This window comes from Corynebacterium testudinoris, assembly GCF_001021045.1.
GTDB classification, from domain to species: domain Bacteria; phylum Actinomycetota; class Actinomycetes; order Mycobacteriales; family Mycobacteriaceae; genus Corynebacterium; species Corynebacterium testudinoris.
Window position 1 is genome coordinate 664,379 of the sequence record NZ_CP011545.1, and the last position, 18,490, is coordinate 682,868.

General features: G+C 62.2%; 16 protein-coding genes, 1 tRNA gene, 1 other RNA gene and 1 pseudogene. 14 read left to right on the top strand and 5 right to left on the bottom strand.

Features of this window, described 5'->3' with window-relative positions; genetic code table 11:
* Window positions 1-52 precede the first annotated feature (52 nt).
* Together CTEST_RS03285 and CTEST_RS03290 are read left to right on the top strand one after the other, a co-directional pair.
* Window positions 53-3,040, top strand: a complete 2,988-nt coding sequence (locus CTEST_RS03285; RefSeq protein ID WP_047252531.1) for a UPF0182 family protein — start codon at window positions 53-55, stop codon at window positions 3,038-3,040.
* Window positions 3,041-3,157: 117 nt separating this feature from the next.
* Window positions 3,158-3,234: transfer RNA gene (locus tag CTEST_RS03290), tRNA-Met, on the top strand.
* A gap of 401 nt (window positions 3,235-3,635) precedes the next feature.
* On the opposite strand, the gene CTEST_RS03295 is transcribed toward CTEST_RS03290, so the two are convergent.
* Entirely contained in the window at window positions 3,636-4,388 is a 753-nt protein-coding gene (locus CTEST_RS03295) for a class I SAM-dependent methyltransferase (RefSeq protein WP_047252532.1), read from the bottom strand.
* A gap of 172 nt (window positions 4,389-4,560) precedes the next feature.
* Between CTEST_RS03295 and CTEST_RS03300 the strand changes: the two genes are divergently transcribed.
* Window positions 4,561-5,628: a S1 family peptidase gene (locus CTEST_RS03300; protein ID WP_047252533.1), complete on the top strand. Its 1,068-nt coding sequence runs from the start codon at window positions 4,561-4,563 to the stop codon at window positions 5,626-5,628.
* Window positions 5,629-5,642: 14 nt separating this feature from the next.
* Here the strand turns inward: CTEST_RS03300 and hisN are convergent, their stop codons facing one another.
* On the bottom strand, window positions 5,643-6,425 hold the full coding sequence (gene hisN / locus CTEST_RS03305; RefSeq protein ID WP_047252534.1) for a histidinol-phosphatase: 783 nt from the start codon (window positions 6,423-6,425) through the stop codon (window positions 5,643-5,645).
* Entirely contained in the window at window positions 6,422-7,276 is an 855-nt protein-coding gene (locus CTEST_RS03310; protein WP_047254184.1) for an inositol monophosphatase family protein, read from the bottom strand. The genes hisN and CTEST_RS03310 overlap by 4 nt, the downstream gene beginning before the upstream one ends.
* A 50-nt stretch (window positions 7,277-7,326) precedes the next feature.
* Between CTEST_RS03310 and CTEST_RS03315 the strand changes: the two genes are divergently transcribed.
* Both CTEST_RS03315 and prfB read left to right on the top strand, forming a co-directional pair.
* Complete coding sequence (locus CTEST_RS03315; protein WP_144413208.1) at window positions 7,327-7,770, top strand: hypothetical protein; 444 nt, start codon at window positions 7,327-7,329, stop codon at window positions 7,768-7,770.
* A gap of 19 nt (window positions 7,771-7,789) precedes the next feature.
* Window positions 7,790-8,890 (top strand): peptide chain release factor 2, encoded by a 1,101-nt coding sequence (gene prfB / locus CTEST_RS03320; RefSeq protein WP_047252536.1) that lies wholly within the window; start codon window positions 7,790-7,792, stop codon window positions 8,888-8,890.
* Here prfB and CTEST_RS03325 read toward each other — a convergent pair.
* Window positions 8,887-10,460: pseudogene (locus CTEST_RS03325) on the bottom strand (AbgT family transporter). The gene prfB and the pseudogene CTEST_RS03325 overlap by 4 nt on opposite strands.
* Window positions 10,461-10,601: 141 nt before the next feature.
* Here CTEST_RS03325 and ftsE point away from each other — a divergent pair.
* From ftsE to CTEST_RS03360, 8 genes are all read left to right on the top strand, one after another.
* A complete protein-coding gene (ftsE, locus tag CTEST_RS03330; RefSeq protein ID WP_047252537.1) occupies window positions 10,602-11,291 on the top strand; it encodes a cell division ATP-binding protein FtsE in 690 nt (229 codons plus the stop codon).
* 25 nt (window positions 11,292-11,316) lie between these two features.
* The gene (gene ftsX / locus CTEST_RS03335; RefSeq protein ID WP_047252538.1) at window positions 11,317-12,219 is read left to right on the top strand and encodes a permease-like cell division protein FtsX; all 903 of its coding nucleotides are present in this window, start codon (window positions 11,317-11,319) and stop codon (window positions 12,217-12,219) included.
* 4 nt (window positions 12,220-12,223) lie between these two features.
* Window positions 12,224-12,889, top strand: a complete 666-nt coding sequence (locus CTEST_RS03340) for a hypothetical protein (protein ID WP_047252539.1) — start codon at window positions 12,224-12,226, stop codon at window positions 12,887-12,889.
* Window positions 12,890-12,907: 18 nt separating this feature from the next.
* Window positions 12,908-13,558: a hypothetical protein gene (locus tag CTEST_RS03345; RefSeq protein ID WP_047252540.1), complete on the top strand. Its 651-nt coding sequence runs from the start codon at window positions 12,908-12,910 to the stop codon at window positions 13,556-13,558.
* A gap of 26 nt (window positions 13,559-13,584) precedes the next feature.
* Entirely contained in the window at window positions 13,585-14,073 is a 489-nt protein-coding gene (gene smpB / locus CTEST_RS03350; protein WP_047252541.1) for an SsrA-binding protein SmpB, read from the top strand.
* The gene (locus CTEST_RS03355; RefSeq protein ID WP_047252542.1) at window positions 14,070-14,753 is read left to right on the top strand and encodes an SDR family oxidoreductase; all 684 of its coding nucleotides are present in this window, start codon (window positions 14,070-14,072) and stop codon (window positions 14,751-14,753) included. Before smpB ends, CTEST_RS03355 begins: the two co-directional genes overlap by 4 nt.
* Window positions 14,754-14,830: 77 nt before the next feature.
* Window positions 14,831-15,209: a transfer-messenger RNA gene (ssrA, locus tag CTEST_RS13250) on the top strand.
* A gap of 473 nt (window positions 15,210-15,682) precedes the next feature.
* A complete protein-coding gene (locus CTEST_RS03360) occupies window positions 15,683-16,045 on the top strand; it encodes a hypothetical protein (protein ID WP_052844284.1) in 363 nt (120 codons plus the stop codon).
* 71 nt (window positions 16,046-16,116) lie between these two features.
* Here CTEST_RS03360 and CTEST_RS03365 read toward each other — a convergent pair whose 3' ends face one another.
* The gene (locus CTEST_RS03365) at window positions 16,117-16,536 is read right to left on the bottom strand and encodes a hypothetical protein (protein ID WP_144413209.1); all 420 of its coding nucleotides are present in this window, start codon (window positions 16,534-16,536) and stop codon (window positions 16,117-16,119) included.
* Between the two features lie 227 nt (window positions 16,537-16,763).
* Between CTEST_RS03365 and CTEST_RS03370 the strand changes: the two genes are divergently transcribed.
* The gene (locus CTEST_RS03370) at window positions 16,764-18,473 is read left to right on the top strand and encodes an FAD-dependent oxidoreductase (RefSeq protein WP_047252544.1); all 1,710 of its coding nucleotides are present in this window, start codon (window positions 16,764-16,766) and stop codon (window positions 18,471-18,473) included.
* Window positions 18,474-18,490: the final 17 nt, after the last annotated feature.

Consider the following 18,490-nt stretch of genomic DNA (forward strand, 5'->3'; position numbering starts at 1 on the left):
TAGGCTAGGACAGTACACCTGCAGGTTTAATTAACAATTTAGGAGTAAGGAATTGGCCACCGGCCTCTCACAACCCTCCCCGTCCCTGAGCCGACCGCCAAAGGTCTTGACTTGGACCATCGGCATCGTTGGACTTTTGTTCATCCTTGCTCCCATGGCCGTCGGCTTCTACACCGACTGGCTTTGGTTCGGCGAAGTCGATTTCCGAGGGGTGTTCACCAAGGTCATCGTGGTGCGCATCATCCTCTTCTTCGTGTTCGCTCTCATCGCGGGCTTTATCACCTGGCTGGCTGGCTACTTCACGTGGCGCAATCGGCCCGACAGCCTCGAGCACATGGATCTCAACTCGCCGGTTCATCAGTACCGCCGTGCCTTAGATAAGTCCGTTCGCGCGCTGCTCATCGGCATTCCAGTCGTCATTGCTTTGCTGGCCGGCTTCATCGGTCAGGGCTCCTGGCGCACGGTGATGATGTTCCTCAACGGTGAATCCTTCGGCATAGACGATCCGCAGTTCGGCCTCGACCTAGGCTTCTACGCCTTCTCCCTGCCGGCGCTTCGCCTGATCGTCGAAACGCTGTCGATGCTCATCGTCGTCGCCTTCCTCGTGGCGCTCATCGGGCACTACCTCCTCGGCAGCATCAAGATCGGCAACCAAGCCATGGGCGTCAAGGGCAACATCGCTCGCCCCGCCCTCGTGCAACTGTCCGTCACCGCGGGCATCTGGATGCTGCTGCAGGTCGTGTCCTACTGGCTTGATCGCTACGATCTCCTCTTCCTCCGCCAGGACACTTTCACCGGCGCCGGTTACACGGATATTCATGCCGTCCTGCCCGCCAAGATCATCCTCATGATCATCGCCGTGTTCGTCGCGATCGCTTTCTTCTCCGCCATCGTGCTCAAGGACCTGCGCATCCCGGCCCTGGCCGTCGTGCTTATGCTCCTGTCTTCCTTCGCCATCGGTTTCGCATGGCCGCAGCTGATGGAACGCTTCTCTGTCCTGCCGAACCGCGCAGCCAAAGAAGCCGAATACATCTCCCGCAACATCGAGGCGACCCGACAGGCCTACGGCCTCACCGATGACGACGTGACCTACCTGGATAACTGGGGTTCTACTGAAGTCAGCGACGAAGCCGTCGCCGCGGACGTGGCTACGATCTCCAACATCCGTCTCCTGGACCCGGAGATCCTGTCGCCCACCTTCACCCAGATGGAGCAGCTGCGTAACTTCTACGGCTTCCCGGAGCACCTCTCGGTGGACCGCTACGAAGTTGACGGCGAGATGCGCGACTTCGTCGTCGCAGCCCGCGAGCTCAACCCCAACTCCCTGCGTGAAAACCAGCAGGACTGGATCAACCGCCACACGGTGTACACCCACGGCAATGGCTTCATCGCCGCCCAGGCCAACACCGTCGACGAGGCTGCCCGTGATGCCGGATCCACCCGTGGTGGCTTCCCCGTCTTCACTGTCTCTGACCTGCAGACCAACGCGGCACGCGAAGAAGCCGAAAGCGCCGAGGAACTGGGCATCAAGGTCGACCAGCCCCGTATCTACTTCGGTCCCGTCATCGCGTCCGGCACCGGCAACGCTGACTACGCCATCGTCGGCGATAGCGGGCAGGGCGCCGTGGAGTATGACACCGACACCAGCACCTTCACCTACGACGGCTCCGGCGGCGTCGGAATCGGCAACCTGTTCAACCGCACCGCCTTCGCGCTGCGCTACCAGGAGATGAACTTCCTCCTCTCGGATCGTGTTGGCGGCGACTCGAAGGTGATCTTCGAGCGCGACCCGCGCTCCCGCGTGGAAAAGGTCGCCCCGTGGCTGACCACCGACTCCAAGACCTACCCCGCGGTGATTGATGGCCGCGTGAAGTGGATCGTCGACGGCTACACCACGCTGAGCGGCCTCCCGTACTCCCAGCAGACCTCCCTCACGGAGACCACCACCGACGCCCTCAACCCGCAGGGCACCAACCAGCGTTTGATCTCTGACAACGTTGGCTACATCCGCAATTCCGTTAAGGCAACGGTTGATGCCTACGACGGCACCGTCGAGCTCTACGAATTCGACACCGAAGATCCGGTTCTTAAGGCGTGGCAGGGAATCTTCCCGGACACCGTCAAATCTGAAAGCGAGATCACCCCGGAGCTGAGGGAGCACCTGCGCTACCCGGAGGACCTGTTCAAGGTCCAGCGAGAACTACTCGCCCGCTACCACGTCGACGATCCCGGAGTCTTCTTCACCAACGACGCCTTCTGGTCCGTACCGGAAGACCCGACTGCGGCCGAAAACAGCCGGGCTCTTAACCAGCCCCCGTACTACGTCGTCGCAGCTGATCCTGAAACCCAGCGTTCCAGCTTCCAGCTGATCACGCCCTTCCGTGGCCTTAACCGCCAGTTCCTGGCCGCGCACATGGCTGTGAGCTCCGATCCGGAGACCTACGGTCGCATCACCGTCCGCGTGCTGCCGACCAACACCCAAAAGCAGGGTCCGAAGCAGGCCCAGGACGCCCTGGAGTCCTCCGACCAGGTCGCTCGTGACCGCGCCCTCTGGCAGGACACGAATGACCTGCACTTCGGCAACCTGCTGACCCTGCCGGTCGGTGGGGGAGAGATCCTCTACGCGGAGCCGATCTACTCGCAGCGCAAGGATCAAGAGTCCGCCTTCCCGAAGCTCCTGCGCATGCTCGTCTCCTACAAGGGCCGCGTGGGATACGCACCGACCATCGCCGAGGCACTGTCTCAGGTGGGCATCGACCCGAGCGCAGCTCAAGACATTGAGGTAGTCGACGGAGGCTCCGGCAGCACTCCGACCCCACCGACCACGGAAGAGGGCTCCACGCCCGACAGCACGCCGACGACCACCCCGACCCCGCCAGCCAGCGGAACGGGCGCCGAGGGCGAGGCAATCGCCAGGATCAACCAGGCCCTCAGCGACGTCGAAAAGGCCCGCACCGGAACCAACGAGGAATACGGTCGAGCTTTGGACAAGTTGGACGAAGCAGTGAAGAACTACCAGTCCCTCACCGCAGGGCAATAATCGCTAGTGACCTGGCGATTTGGGTTCCTCCTCGCGTCTGGGTATAGTTTCATCTTGTCGCCGAGACAGCCTGTTAAAACAGAAAGTCACGGCGAGGTGAAATTGAATATCACCCGACGCGGGGTGGAGCAGCTCGGTAGCTCGCTGGGCTCATAACCCAGAGGTCGTAGGTTCGAATCCTGCCCCCGCTACCAATTCACCAGAAACCCTCTCAACTTCGGTTGAGAGGGTTTCTGCGTTGTCGGCCCCGGAGATCGGGGTGGGTTAAGTGGCAAAATGTGTGTCTGGCTTGGGCGATATCGCGAGGGGCGCCAAAAGGGCAATTCGAGTTCACCCATCAATCGAGTGGCGCGATCCGGGCACTCGATGAATAGGTGAAGTGATATCGCACTTTTTGGGGCCAGCGGCCGACCCATCCTTGCCGTGTCTCCAGGGAGTGGTGGTAGTCGGCGAAACCCGCACTTGTTAACAACTTGGCGGGTGTGGAAGACGGAGTGACCCCGGAGTTGTTAGGAAGTGCGGGTTTTGGGGCCCCACGGGAGGGCAACGTCAGATCGGTTGACTCAAAGTGTGTTCTCGACAGCGAGGCTCGTCCCTATTTCTGGCCGAGGTAGACCTCGGTGACATAGGGGATCGTCAACAGACCGTCAGCGCTGCTCCACTCTGCTGTCAGGGCTTTGAGGGCGGCGGTGTACTCAGTCCCGCGGGCGTGCAGGGCTGCTTGTGATTGGGTCGAGGAGGCGCTCATCCCCATGAACTGCTCGGGGGTCTTCTCTTGGGTCCAGCGGAACTGCTTGAGGTTGACCGTGGGGAAGGTGGTGCGCAGTTCGGCTTGGACATCGATCTTCCGGTAGTCGCGCCGGTACCCCGGGGAAAACGTCTCTAGGAGGGTCTCGTAGGCATCGGCGAAGCCGCCGGAGTGGTAGTCGCGGTTGTTTTGCATGATGGCCAATCCGCCCCGCGAGTTCAGTGAGGCGTACGCCTCGGCAAGGAAGCGCTCCCGGTCCAGCCACTGGTAAGACTGGCCGGCGGTGATCAGGTCGATGGGGGCGAGGGGTGCGAGAAGGGTTTCGGCTTCTCCCTGGATCCACTCGACGTCCGGGAACTTCTTGCTGCCCACCTGGATCATGTCGTGGGAGTAGTCAATGCCGACGACTCGGCAGTCGGCGGGCAGATGGGGGAGGAGCCCTTCGAGGACGATTCCGGTTCCGGCACCGACGTCGACGACGGTCGTGGCGGAGGCGAGGTCGCACTTTGAGGAGATCCACTCGAACGCTGAACGGGGGTAGCGGGGGCGTTCGCGGTCGTAGTCTTCGGCGAGGCCGTCGAAGGGAGATGCACTGCTCATGGGACAGGTCCTTTCATCAGATCGACTGCTTTGAGTGTATTCCTCGGCCTCATCCTGGGAGGCTGATAACCATTTGGACACGGTCCGTATTTCGTCCGTCGGGAATGGTGTTGGCGTGGCATGATGACCACAGAAAGTTTCCGGGTACGACAAGAGAAGAGAATCCCCCACAATGCGACGGCTGTCCCGCGTTCGAAGTGTTTTGATGTCCACAGTGATGATGGGGGCGGTGCTCGCAGCTTCGCCGTCGTTGGCGAACGCGCAGGGGGTTGATTCGGCGCAGCTGGTGGATCAGGTGCGCGCTGATCTGGCGTCGGTGGGTATCCCGACTGCTCCGGTGGATAAGTCGATCACTGATGCGGTGGACAAGACCATTACGGATGTTGTTCCGCAGGAGTTTTTGGCGTGGAACCCGGCGGCGCCGTTTGCTGATCCGGTGGAGGTCACCCCGGAGATCCGTGAGCGTTTCGTGTCGGAGGAATTCGTTCCGCTTGATCCGAATTACCGTTGGCAGATGGACCCGGTGTCCAAGGCGATGGCTGGTAAGCCGACTTCAGAGTTCATTCTTCATCGAGTGCCCGGCTCGTGGTTTGATGCTCCCCGTATTCCGGAGGAGTCCATGGTTGTTCAGAACCAGGATGCCTCGCTCTATGGCCCGGGAACGCCGGTGTACATCGGTGGGAACATGATGTGCACTCTCGGTGTCGTGGGTACGGACTCGGAAGGCCGCAAGGTCGGACTGACCGCAGGGCACTGTGGCAAGGCAGGAGACAAGGTCTTTTCTGCGGATTCTTGGCAGGTGGGGCCGACAGGCACCGTGGTGGCGTCGAACTACCTGCATGATTATTCCGTCATTGAGCTTGGTTCCAATGCTGAGATCACCCGTAGCTACAACGGGGTCACGGTGAATTCGGTCGGCGGGCCGGTCTCTCCGGGGCAGTTGCTGTGCAAGCAGGGCGTGGCCACGGGCAACACCTGTGGCAATGTGTGGAGTGCTGATTCCTACTCGCAGGTCTCCCAGGTCTGCGCGATGATGGGCGATTCTGGTGGTCCGGTCATGGCGGGCGATCGGATGGTCGGCATGATCTCGGGCGGGTCGTTGCCCTTCCCGGAGCTGGCCTGCCGCACCCCGTTGCAGGGCCCGCTGTTCATGCCGACGGTGTCCACCTCGATGGACAACGTCGTGCAGGATCTTGATGCCCGCGGGGGCGTGGGAGCTGGGTTCCAGCTCGCTGAGTAGTTAATGCGGATTAATTAACGCAGGGTGGAAAGGACGGCGTCGTGGAGCAGCCCATTGGTTGCCACGGCGTCGCCGCCGTGGGGGCCATCCTCGCCAGCTAGTGACGTAAATCGGCCGCCGGCCTCAGTGACCAGGATGGCCAGGGGGGCCAGGTCCCAGAGGGATACTTCGGGCTCGGCGGCGATATCGACGGCCCCTTCTGCGACGAGGCAGTAGGAGAAGAAGTCGCCGAAGCCTCGCAGGCGCCACGTGTTCTCGGACAGGGAGTAAAAGTTGTCCCTTAATCCGCGCTCGTCCCAGCCGGTGAGGGAGGAGAAAGACACGGAGGCGTCGGAAAGCTGGGTGACGCCGGAGACGGACAGTTTCTTGGGGGAGCCACCGTTGAACGAGCGCCACGCGCCGGATTCTTCGGCGGCGTACCAGCGGCGCGTGAGCGCCGGGGCGGAGACGACGCCGACGACAGGGCGGCCGTCGACAAGCAAGGCGATGAGGGTCGCCCACACGGGCACGCCGCGGACGAAGTTTTTGGTGCCATCGATGGGATCAATGATCCATTGGCGGCCCGCATGGGTGACGTCGCCGCCGAATTCCTCGCCCAGGATGGCATCCGATGGGCGGGCATCCGCGAGCTTGGTGCGCAGAAGTTCCTCGCACGCCAGATCCGCGTCGGACACGGGCGTGAGGTCCGGCTTGGAGTCGACGTGGAGGTCGGTGGCCTCGAATCGATCGAAGGTCAGCGCATCGGCGAGGTCCGCGAGTTCGAGGGCTAAAGCAAGGTCATCGGCATAATTGCTCATGCTGACATCCTAGTCAGCGCATCGGTGGCCTGCTCCACAGCCAGCGCATTTCCGGCCACGCACCACGTGACGCCCCCGGCCTCCACCTTGACGCCGACTCCGCCCGCGCCCTCGACGAGGGCCTTGCCGGGCAGCCAGTCCCAATCGGCGACAGAATGTTGCATCCATGCGCCGAGCGAACCATCGGCCACCGAGGCAAGGTCGACCGACCCTGCCCCGAACATGCGCAGGGTCGCGAACTGGGTGGCCACGCGCACCCACGCGGCGCGCACCGCATCCTGCGCCAAGAACGTGGGATGAAGGTAGGTGGACAGGCTCACCGCGGCGGCCGGCTGGTCAGTGAGCTTATCGACGCCCACTCCGTCCCGCGTCGTCGCAATCCCCGGGCCACCGAACCACGTGTATCCCATTGCCGGGCGATGGACAGCCCCGAACAGCAGGGCCTGCGGGTGGGACGGGTCGCCCTCGACGAGCGCGAGGGCCGAACACCAATAATCCGAACCGGACGTGAAGTTATAGGTACCGTCTACTGGATCGACGACCCAGGTACGGCCCGAAGTAGATTCACGCGACGCGCCTTCCTCACCGAGCAGGCCATCGTTCGGGCGCAGGATCTCCAGGACCCCGGCGATGAAATCCTCCGCGGCGCGATCCGCCGCCGTAACCACGTCCGAGACAGATGTCTTCTGCTCGCTTTCCACCCCCTGCTCCCGCATCCGCCACGCCAAACGGCCGGCGTTGTAGACCAGGGCCTGCGCCAGGGCTTCATCGGAATCCGTCTCGTGGGCCACGGCGAAGGTCTTAGTAATGGCGGCGATCATGTCATCAAGGGTGGAGGCTGGTTGAGTCATGGGGTCCATTGTGCCTCCTCGCGCCGAGACTGTCCGGGTAGAGTGGGTGAATGTTAATGAACATCATTGGCTTGTTGACCATAGTGGTGCTCTTCGGTGTTCCGCAGATCGTTGGCATGGCCTTCGCCGGAAACGCCAGGCGCGCGTGGAAAGCCCGCGGCCTCGGCATCGCGGGCGGAGTGATCATCTGGTTCGCCACGATGTGGACGATGCTCAATGGAGGTGAATACCACCCGCTGCAGATCGCGGCGTGCGCGATTGCCTCCATTGTTGCGGTGGTGTGGTTGACCCTCAAGGTATCGGGCAAGGCGCTGGTGGGGGCGTGGGCGACCTCCTTTGGCCTGGGCATCGGCTTTTTCATCACGGCGGTCCTGCCGGACGAGACGGGGCAAGCCGCCGTGGGACTGTTCATGCTCAACGTGGGAACCGCTGCGGGCCTGGTGTTGGTAGCGGCGATCGCACGGGTGTCCAGCAATCGGAGCCACGTAGACTAGCCACGTAGACTAACGGGTTATGCGACCGGAAATATCTGCTGCGTTGGACGACATTGATTCCACTCTCTCCACCATCGAAAAGGTCATGGACCCGGAGGAGATGTCCGCCCGGGTGAGGGAATTGGAGCAACAAGCAGCCGACCCCTCGTTGTGGGACAACCCCGATCACGCGCAGACGGTGACTTCTGAGCTCTCCGCCGTGCAGGGCAAGCTGCGCAAACTGACGGAACTGCGCCAGCGGCTGGATGATCTGCCGATCATGTACGAACTCGCCGAGGAAGAGGGCGAGGACGACGGTACGGTCGACGACGAGCTGAAGGACCTGCGCACCCAGGTCGAAGCGCTCGAAGTGACAACGATGTTGTCGGGCGAGTATGACCAGCGTGAAGCGGTGATCAACATCCGCTCCGGTGCCGGTGGCGTTGACGCCGCGGACTGGGCGGAAATGCTCATGCGCATGTACACCCGGTGGGCGGAGAAGAACGGCCACAAGGTCGACGTCTATGACATCTCTTACGCCGAGGAGGCGGGCATCAAGTCCGCGACGTTCGTCGTGCACGGTGACTATATGTATGGAACGCTCTCGGTGGAGCAGGGTGCACACCGCCTCGTGCGCATTAGCCCTTTTGATAATCAGGGCCGCCGGCAAACCTCCTTCGCTGAGGTTGAGGTTCTGCCCGTGGTGGAGCAAACCGACTCGATTGAGATCGCCGATTCGGAGATTCGGGTCGATGTCTATCGTTCCTCCGGCCCGGGTGGTCAGTCCGTGAACACCACCGACTCCGCGGTCCGCCTCACCCACATTCCCACCGGCATTGTGGTGACCTGTCAGAACGAGAAATCTCAGATCCAGAACAAGGCCTCCGCCATGCGCGTGCTCCAGGCGAAGCTGTTGGAGCGCAAACGCCAGGAAGAGCGAGCTGAAATGGATGCCCTTGGCGCTGGCGGCAACGCCTCGTGGGGTAACCAGATGCGTTCCTACGTTCTGCACCCCTACCAAATGGTCAAGGACTTGCGGAACAACTTCGAAGTCAATGACCCCACCAAGGTTTTGGACGGGGACATTGACGGCTTCCTCGAGGCTGGCATCCGCTGGCGGATGGCAGAGCAGCAGGCTTAGCCCGCGACGTAGTCCATCGGGGTGCCGGGGCCGAGCGGGATGCCCAGGCTGTACCACACGGCGAAGACGAGGAACCAGCCGATGAGCATGGAGATTGCGAACGGCAGGGCCAGCGACATGAGCGTGCCCACGCCCGCCGGTTTGTAATAGCGCTGCAGGAAGGTCAGCGCGAGGGCGAATTGGGGCTCATCGGCGTGATGATGTTGGTGGGGGAATCGCCGATGCGGAAGAGCATCTGGGAAACCTCGGGGGACACGCCGACCAGCATCATCATGGGCACGATCACTGGCGCCATGAGGGCCCATTGCGCCGAACCAGACGTGATGAACAGGTTGAGCAGCGCCACCATGAGGACCAGCCCGGCGAACATGAGCAGCGGCGGCAGATCCCAGGTTTGGAGGAGCTCCGAGCCCTTAATGGCTGTCCACACGCCCAGGTTGGACCAGCTGAACCAGGCGAGGAACTGGGCCACCGCGAAGAAGAGGACGAGCATGGGCAGCAGAGATTTCATACCGCGGGCCATGAAAAGCGGAATGTCGCCTGCGCTCTCAATCGTCTTGGCCGCGATCCCGTAGACGAGCCCGAGGAAGAAGAACGCTAAGGAGATGGGGACGGCGACGGCGCGGATGAGCGGGCTGTTCATCACACCTTCGTCGGTGACCATGGGCGAGCCGGGGACGAACAGCAGCGCGAAGTAGATGGCCAGGTATCCGACGAGGGCGATGCCGGTGATGCCGAGGGCTTTGGCTTCGGTGGGGGTGAGCGAGAGATCATCGTCGTCGTCCTCATTGAAGGACAGCTCGGAGTAATCGATTTTGTCGTGATCGACCAATTCGCGGGCCTTGCGGTCAACGAAGAGCTCGGTGACGGCGGTGACGATGAGCGCCAAGATGATGGCGGAGAAGATGACGAAGAAGATGTTGGCCAGGGGAGAGACGACGTAATCGGGGTCGATGATCTGGGCGGCCGAGGTGGACAGGCCGGCGAGCAAGAGGTCGGTGATGTTGAGGATGAGGGAGGCGTTGAAGCCGGCGGATGAGGCGGCGAAGGCGACCATGGCGCCGACGATGGGGGAGCGGCCAACGGCGTGGAAGGCCATCGCGCCCAGCGGGATGAGGATGACGTAGATGGCGTCGGAGGCGACGGAGCCGGTGACGCCCGCCAATGCGAGGGCGAAGGTGAGCATGCGGGGGCCAACTTTGGACACCATGGCGCGCACGAGGGCGGAGAGAAGTCCGGAGTACTCGGCCACTGCCACGCCCAGCATGACGGTGAGGATGACCCCGAGTGGCGGGAAGTCGGTGAAGTTGGAGACTGCTTCGGAGACCATGCGTTGCAGGCCTTCGGGGTTGAGCAGGTTGGTGACGTCGATGGTCTCCCCGGTGTCCGGTTTGACGGCGGACATCCCGATGGTGGAGCCAATCCAACTGGCCACGGCCACCAGTCCGGCAAGAATGACGAAGAGCCAGAAGGGGTCGGGGAGTTTGTTGCCAAGCCTTTCGACGATCCCAAGGAAACCGGATGCCCTGTCGGATGTCGGCTGCTGTCTGGTTGATGTCGGTTGACTCATAATTTCCTGACCATATCTGACGGCTAGGGTCTAGGCCACTTCAAGCCCGGGGGTTTCGGCCTGCGGATTTCTCATCACCACTTCTACAACTTCTGCCACTTTTGTTTCACGCGTCACGGGTGGTTGGCTACAGTGAGGGACGTGATCACCTTCGAATCAGTCACCAAGGTCTACAAAACCTCGACGCGGCCTGCCCTGGACAACATCAGCCTCACGATTGACAAGGGTCAGTTCGCCTTCCTCATCGGCCCCTCGGGCTCCGGCAAGTCCACCTTCTTGGAGCTGCTGGTCAGGGAGGAGAACGTCACTTCAGGTGATATCCACTTCGCTGATTTCCACGTGAACGCCTTGAAGGGGCGCCAGATCAACCAGCTGCGCCAGCGCATCGGGTACGTGTTCCAGGACTTCCGGCTACTGCCCAAGCTCAACGTGCACGACAACGTCGCCTTCGCACTTGAGGTGATTGGCAAGAATAAAAAGCACATTGCCAAGGCCGTTCCCAACGCCCTGGAGATGGTCGGTCTGGCTGCCAAGGCCAACCGCATGCCCAACGAACTCTCTGGTGGTGAACAGCAACGAGTCGCCGTGGCCCGCGCCATTATTAACCGCCCGTTGCTGCTCCTCGCCGACGAACCCACCGGCAACCTTGACCCGGAGACCTCCGACGACATCATGACGCTGCTCAGCCAGATCAACCGGGGTGGCACGACGGTCATCATGTCCACGCACAACGCCCGCGCGGTCGATGACATGCGCCGCCGGGTCATTGAACTCAACCTCGGAAGCCTCGTGCGGGATGACCAGCACGGCGTCTACGGCGAATCCCGATAGTTACAGAAAGCGGTAGGAGTACCTGATGAAACCTGGATTCGTTTTCCGAGAAGCCCTGCGCGGCCTGGGGCGCAACGTCACCATGACGATCGCGCTGATCATCACCACGGCCATTTCTTTGGCGCTGCTGGCCACGGGCTTCCTCGTGACCAACATGACCGAGGACACCAAGAACATCTACCTCGATCGCGTGGAGGTGATGATCCAGTTCGATGAGGAGATTTCTGCCAACGATGCCGACTGTTCCTCCGCCGGCTGCCAGGAGGTGCGCAACCTCGTCGAAGGCGCTGACGGCGTCGAGTCTGTGACTTATCGTTCCCGCGAGCAATCCTACGAACGCTTCCTTGAGGTTTTCCAGGACACCGACCCGCAGCTCGCGGCCGAGACGTCCCCGGATGCGCTGCCCGCCGCCCTCCACGTCCGCCTCGAAGATCCCCTCGACCAGTCGGCTCTGGAGCCGGTGCGCGACCTGCCGCAGGTGGACACTGTCGTCGATCAGGTTGATGATCTGCGCGGCGCCACGGACAATCTCGATGCGGTCCGTAACGCCACCTTCCTCGTGGCGGCTGTGCAGGCAATTGCTGCCATCTTCCTCATCGCCAACATGGTCCAGATCGCTGCCTTTAGTCGTCGGGATGAGATGGCGATCATGCGCATGGTTGGCGCCTCCCGCTGGTACACCCAGGCACCGTTCGTCCTTGAGGCCGTCTTTGCCACCCTCGTCGGAGCCATCTTGGCCACCGCCGGATTGTTTTTGGGCAAGGAGTTCGTCATCGACAAGGCCCTGCGTGGGCTCTATGACTCGCAGCTCATCGCCCCGGTCACGACTGCGGATATCTGGCTGGTTGCCCCGATTGTCGCGATCATCGGTGTCGTCTTCTCTGGCATCACCGCACAGGTGGCGCTGCGTAGTTATGTGAGAAAGTAGAGCCATGACCTGGACCCTTGCCCTCGCGGCCACCCCCACCGGCATCGGCGCCGCGAAACTCGGCGCCACCGGCACCCCCACTTCCGTCGGTTTCTTCTCCGACATCGACCGGGCTGTCCGTGCCGCCGCCCAGGGCGAGAGCAGTAAACTACCTGGCCACACGGTCCTCATCACGGAGGTGGGCATCCCCTCCTACGAGTTGAAGTGGTATTTGGGGGAGCTGGTGATCGAGAAAATCCCCGCCCGGGAGGTGCAGGTCCGCACGGACATTGAGGTCCTCAGCACTGCGTACGGCAGTGCGGTGGTGCTTATCGACGTCGACCGGGACATCATGGTGCCCCCGCCCGCCACCGGCGGCGAACCCATCCACTTCGGTCGCGCATCCGAGATCGTCGACGCCGATCCCGCGGTCCGCCCGATCCTCATCGGGCACCCCGACACTCGCGGCGGGGTGGTCGACGCCTTCGCCGACCTGGCTCCTGAGGTCATCGACCGTCAAGATCTCGCCCGGTTGGCGCTGCTTCACCCGACGACGGAATCCATTGTCACCATCCCCGAATCCACCCCGGAGGTGGAACCAACCGACACCAAGGACCGCAACACCCGCAATCTCGTGCTGATCTTGGTGGTGGCCGCCGCCATCATTCTCGGTGTGTCTTTCCTCTTCTAGGTAAGCATGGAATGGGACATGGGCTTATCCGCCGGCCCGGGTGGATTCGGCGTGGCCATATCTCTGGCAGAGGGGCAGACACATCTGCTCGGCATGTTCCCCACCATCGCCCGCTGCGTTACCTCCGCGTTTAACGCCGCGCCCTCGCACCAGCCCCGCCGCGTCGTCCTCGTCCATGCGACGGGAATCTCCGTCCGCGAACTCGGCCGCTACGTCGGCGATCTCGCCGCCGCCGGGCTCGACCCCGAGGCCGTGGAGATGCGTAGTGATATCGATGTCCTCGAATCCTCCATCACCTCGCGGGCACTGCTTATCGACGCCGACCGGGACCTCCTCATCGGCCGCCTCCCGCGGACCGCACCCTTCGACGCCGACACCCTCGCCCGCTACGTCGCCGACGACCCCGTTCACACTCGCGTCTTCCTCACTGGTCACCCCGAAGTCCGTGACCGCTACCATCTTGCGGCCCGTGATTATGCTCCCCAGATCGTCGAACGGCCTGCCCTCGCCGCCCTCGCTCTCAATACCCCGACTCCCACCTCGCTGATGTCGACCACCCGGCTCGGCAGCTCCCTCATGGTGGGACCGCGCCGGGCCTGGCCTCTCCTCATCACGATGGCGATCGCCGTGAGCATCGTGGTCGGCTGGACAGTGCTGTTCTTGACCTAGACACGGCCTGTACCATGGGAAAAGTTATGGCCAAGAAAAAGAAACCCCAGGACCGTGTCGTCCTGGCTAGCAACCGCAAGGCCCGGCACGACTACCACATCCTTGAAACCTTCGAGTGCGGTGTCGCGCTCGTCGGCACTGAAATCAAGTCGCTCCGGGAAGGCAAGGTATCGATCACTGACGCCTTCGCCACCGTCGACGACGGCGAGGTCTGGCTGCGCAACCTCCACATCCCCGAATACTCCCGGGGCTCCTGGACCAATCACTCCCCGAAGCGCACCCGCAAGCTCCTGCTGCATCGCCGAGAAATCGACTCCATCATGGGCAAAGTCCGCGATGGCAACCGCACCCTCATCCCGCTGCAGCTGTACTTGAAAGAAGGCCGAGTCAAGCTCGAACTAGGCCTGGCCCAAGGTAAACAGGACTACGACAAGCGCCAAGACATCAAGCGTCGAACCGAAGAACGAGAAATCACCCGCGAACTCGGCCGCCGCGTGAAGGGGATCACCGGATGAAAACCGCACTAGTCACCGGAGCTAGCCGCGGCATCGGCGCCGCCATCACCCACGACTTGGGCCGTGACCACCATGTATTGGTGGGAGCTACGAGCGAAGAGGGGGCACGGGCGGTCGTCGATAAGCTCCCTAGCGCCGAAGCCTTCATTGTCGATCTGACTGACCCTGCAGCCTTGGCTGCAGCGGTCGAAGGCATCGACAGCCTCAATGTGCTCGTACACTCCGCTGGCGTGGCCACCCTCGGCACCGTCGAAGAACTCACCCCAACCCAATGGAACGACGTCTTCGCCCTCAACGTCTTCGCCGTCGCCGAACTGACCCGCCTGCTCCTGCCCGCAGTGCGCGCCACCCGCGGCACCATCGTCGCCATCAACTCCGGATCCGGACACCACTCCGGCGCGGGTAGCGCGGTCTACTCCGGCAGCAAATTCGCCCTCCGCGCCTTCACCGACGCCCTCCGCGAAGAAGAACTCGGCCGACTACGCGTCACCTCCGTCCACCCCGGCCGCGTAGACACCGACATGCAAATCCAACTCCAAGCCCACGGCGGCAACCACGACTACGACGGCAACCTCTACGTCCAACCCGCCTCCATCGCCGCCGCCGTCCGACTCGCCGTCGACGCCACCGACGACGCCGTCGTCCAAGAAATCTCCGTCCGCCCCAGCGGCCTGCGATAGACACTTGCCATTCGCTCAGGCTTGCGCTAATGTCGAGCTTCCTGCGGAAAGATTGCATGATCCCGCCGCAGAACTACGGGGCTGATTTTGGTTTCGACTTCGTATAGTGAGCCAGGGGAAGCGTGCCGGTGCAGGCTGAGGACCACCGTAAGCGTCGCAGCAAACTGATAAGCGCCGAGAACACTCAGCGCGACTACGCCCTCGCTGCCTAAGCAAGCGACCGCGTGTCTGTCAGACCGGGTTTGTCTCTGACCCGGACCCTGGCATCGACTAAGAGGCTTGCTGCTCAGCCGCGTCAGCGGGGCTGAGCGGGACACCTTACCGCTGACTGGGCCCATCATCCGGGACGAGTTCGTCCGAGCCGGAGGGTCAAGCAGAGATCATGCGCGAACTGCGCACGGAGAAGCCCTGGCGAGTTAACGGAGGACCCGGGTTCAATTCCCGGCAGCTCCACCGTACCCCCTACCTGTTAACGCAGGTGGGGGGTTATTTTTATGCCGCCGGTTCGGGTTAAGGGGGTTAAGGGACATAACAATCCGCCTGGCTCCTTTCTTCTGCGTGGTGGAGGTTAGGCTCCCCATGACCTGGAGGTTCCGGTAGGGAGACCTGCGTCGCTTGGTCAAGTCCGCGGGAGTGGTGTTTCTACCTTTCGATAAAACTGAAGGCCTAACGACCCCAAGGGCCGGCACGCACCCGATACCAATACCGGTTCATGCCACTTCCTAACAACTTAGCCGGCTTGGAAGGGGGTCTGACCCCGAAGTTGTTAGGAAGTGCCGGTTTTGAGTTGCTCGTCGAGCACCGCGAACTTCTTGCCGTGGAGTCGTGCCCCTTAGAGTGGTGTAACTCGGTAGCCGAGGATTAAACTCCCAGCACGAGGGTTCTGGACCAATAGGCGACATCGATAAATCTGAACGGGAGACCGAGAAATGAACTTTTACCTCGCCACCGCCATCGTTGTGGCAATTCTGGTTGCCTTCTCGGCCTTGCGTGCACCAGTTGACGGTCAAGCGAGGCGTTTTCCTTGGTTCTGGGTTGCGTTCCCGATCACGGTTTTCTCGGCTGCGTCGTTGTTGTCGATGGTGGTGAACTTCGCGTCGGTGCCAGGCCTTGGCTGGGCGATGTATCAGGCGCAAAGCGAAGAGTCCGGTGTGCAGTTTCTGTCTAATGAGCAGTTCCAGCAGATGCATCTTCACCCTCCGCATAGTGGTGCCGAGTGGTTGACTACGTCGGTTGCGCTCCTTGTTGGCGCGGTCTGTTCAGTGTGGGCCTGGCGGCGCGGCCGGATCTAGGGCTTTTCATCCCGCACCGCGTACCGCTTGTTGCCGATGTGCCTGACCACCAAGCCCTGCCCGGCAAGTTTCTAACTGGGGGATTGTTTTCGTTCGGCAAGGGTGTGAATTGTGGTGGCAAGTGGGCCAGTGACTTTTCCTTCTCGCTCCCGCTTCACCAGCAGACGCGCGGCCGCGACCTGCCCGGCGGTGGCCGTTGGTGCTACCGAGTCGTCGCCGATAATAGCCAGCAGAATCGCGTCGATGAGATGCTGATCGTGGTCGGAAACCTCGTTGTTATCCAGGGCATCTAGGGCGAACACCCCGAGGGTGACTGAGGTGTCGTTGTTGTCGGCGATGAGTTCCACTGCCCATCGGAGATTGCGATGCCATTCTTCGGTGCGGCGCCGCTCGTGATCGTGTTTGTGTTGTCGATACTGGATGAAGTAGGACGCGAATTGGGTCAAGATAGCGACCGAAATGGTGAGGACCACCGCTCCCCACACAGGCATTGAACCGCCCATCGTAATCCTCCTCCATGGTGTGGTGACGGTACCTAGAAACTGCAGATGGTGCGCGGCAGTTGCTGGTGGCTCTTGGAATGCAGCTGGGGAGTCGGCGACATTGTGTCCTTTATTTTACGTGTCATCGCTCACGAAAGTGTCTGTGATGGAAAGGGCAGCCGGCGCCGCGAGGTCTTTTCCTGCGCTGGTTCGTGGGGCGTCGCTAGAATGCGGCTATGGAAGATGTCACGAGCATGGGCTCGCAGAACCCTGTCATTCTGTTGGTTACGTGGAATAGTCACGATCGGGTGGCGGAGGAGTTTGCCGCTCGCTACAGCCGGGACTATCAGGTTGAGGCGGTGTCGGGCGCAGAGAATGCGTTGCAGCGAATTCATCAACTGGTTGAGGCTGGGGTGCCGCTGGCAATGGTGGCCAGTGAAACGACTCTAGATGATCGGCCGGGCTTGGAGTTGCTCGCGGAGGTCCGGACGCTGTGTCCGACGGCACGGCGGGTTGCTCTCCTTGACCGGGAGGATTACGCGCAGGGGTTGGAGGCGATTCACGCGGCGTTGAGCGCGCGGGTCATCGATACGTTTACGGGTATTCCGCGTGGTGCGCGGGATGAGGAGTTTCACGCGGCGCTCACTGATCTGCTGTCGGAGTGGGGCTGGACTGTTGCTACTCCTGAGGTGACGGTGGTGGACATCATCGTCGGTTCGCGCGGGCGTGAGGCGTATGGGATCCGGGATGTGCTGGAGCGGATGGGTGTTCCCAATCGCGTGTTGCAGGGGGATGAGCCGGAGGCGCTGGAGATCCTCGATCAGCTTCCTGGGGCGCCGGAGTTTCCGGTTGTTCGCACGGTCGCAGGGTCGATCATCGAAAATGCGACGGCCAACGCCATCGCGGAGAGCATTTACGGCGGATTTGATGACATCCCGGAGGGCACGGTTGTCGACGTCGCCGTGGTCGGCGGAGGCCCCGCCGGTCTGGCCGCGGCCGTCTATGCGACGTCCGAGGGGCTAGACACCGTGGTCATCGAGTCGGAGGCCGTCGGTGGGCAGGCAGGAACCAGCTCCATGATCCGTAATTACCTGGGCTTCCCCAACGGAGTGTCGGGAATGCGACTGACCCAGCGGGCGCGTTTCCAGGCGGGTCGCTTTGGGGCCCGGTTCTTCACCGGCCGAGCGGTGACGTTCCTGGAGCCGGGGCCGGAGGATGAGCCGCCGCACCATCACGTCTTTGTGGGGGAGACCCACCTGTGCGCCCGAACGGTGGTCGTTGCCACGGGTGTCAACTATCGACGCCTCGGTGTCCCCTCCGTGGACAGCTTCGTCGGCGTCGGCGTGTACTACGGTGCCGCCACCTCGTTGGCACGAGAAATGGTGGGGAAGCGGGTCTGTGTGGTCGGCGGCGGAAATTCTGCTGGTCAGGCCGCTGTGCACATGGCTAAGTTTGCCGAGCACGTGACCATTGCCGTCCGGCGAACTTCCCTCGAGGAGACGATGTCGGCCTACCTCATCCGCGAGTTGGAAGCTATCCCCAATGTCACCATTCGCAGCCTCACTCGAGTCGTCGATGGTGGCGGCGACGGTGCGTTGGAATGGCTCGACTTCGAGCACATTGATACGGGTGAAGTCGAGCGCCACACCATCGAGGGTCTCTTCTGCCTGTTGGGCGCCGAGCCGGATTGTTCCTGGTTGCCCAGTGGGGTTGCCCTCGATGAGAAGGGCTATATCCTCACCGGTCGGGACGTGCCGTACGAGGCGTGGACCCGGGGCCGCCCGCCGGCGAACCTCGAGACCACGGTGCCGGGCATTTTCGCCGTGGGCGACGTCCGCTCCGGGTCAATGAAGCGCGTCGCCTCCGCCGCAGGTGAAGGCGCGTCGGTGTTGCCGTTGATCCACGCCCACCTCGCTGAACTGCGGGCGGCGGAGACAAGGACGTAGCGGGGCGTCGATAAGCA

Excerpts from the sequence above, each read along its gene's own strand:
- hisN (WP_047252534.1), bottom strand. The coding sequence starts at position 6,425 with ATGAGCAATTATGCCGATGACCTTGCTTTAGCCCTCGAACTCGCGGAC.
- CTEST_RS03310 (WP_047254184.1), bottom strand. The coding sequence starts at position 7,276 with ATGACTCAACCAGCCTCCACCCTTGATGACATGATCGCCGCCATTACT.
- smpB (WP_047252541.1), top strand. The coding sequence starts at position 13,585 with ATGGCCAAGAAAAAGAAACCCCAGGACCGTGTCGTCCTGGCTAGCAAC.
- prfB (WP_047252536.1), top strand. The coding sequence starts at position 7,790 with ATGCGACCGGAAATATCTGCTGCGTTGGACGACATTGATTCCACTCTC.
- CTEST_RS03340 (WP_047252539.1), top strand. The coding sequence starts at position 12,224 with ATGACCTGGACCCTTGCCCTCGCGGCCACCCCCACCGGCATCGGCGCC.
- CTEST_RS03370 (WP_047252544.1), top strand. The coding sequence starts at position 16,764 with ATGGAAGATGTCACGAGCATGGGCTCGCAGAACCCTGTCATTCTGTTG.
- CTEST_RS03360 (WP_052844284.1), top strand. The coding sequence starts at position 15,683 with ATGAACTTTTACCTCGCCACCGCCATCGTTGTGGCAATTCTGGTTGCC.
- CTEST_RS03300 (WP_047252533.1), top strand. The coding sequence starts at position 4,561 with ATGCGACGGCTGTCCCGCGTTCGAAGTGTTTTGATGTCCACAGTGATG.
- CTEST_RS03345 (WP_047252540.1), top strand. The coding sequence starts at position 12,908 with ATGGGCTTATCCGCCGGCCCGGGTGGATTCGGCGTGGCCATATCTCTG.
- CTEST_RS03295 (WP_047252532.1), bottom strand. The coding sequence starts at position 4,388 with ATGAGCAGTGCATCTCCCTTCGACGGCCTCGCCGAAGACTACGACCGC.
- CTEST_RS03315 (WP_144413208.1), top strand. The coding sequence starts at position 7,327 with ATGTTAATGAACATCATTGGCTTGTTGACCATAGTGGTGCTCTTCGGT.
- ftsX (WP_047252538.1), top strand. The coding sequence starts at position 11,317 with ATGAAACCTGGATTCGTTTTCCGAGAAGCCCTGCGCGGCCTGGGGCGC.
- CTEST_RS03365 (WP_144413209.1), bottom strand. The coding sequence starts at position 16,536 with ATGCCTGTGTGGGGAGCGGTGGTCCTCACCATTTCGGTCGCTATCTTG.
- CTEST_RS03355 (WP_047252542.1), top strand. The coding sequence starts at position 14,070 with ATGAAAACCGCACTAGTCACCGGAGCTAGCCGCGGCATCGGCGCCGCC.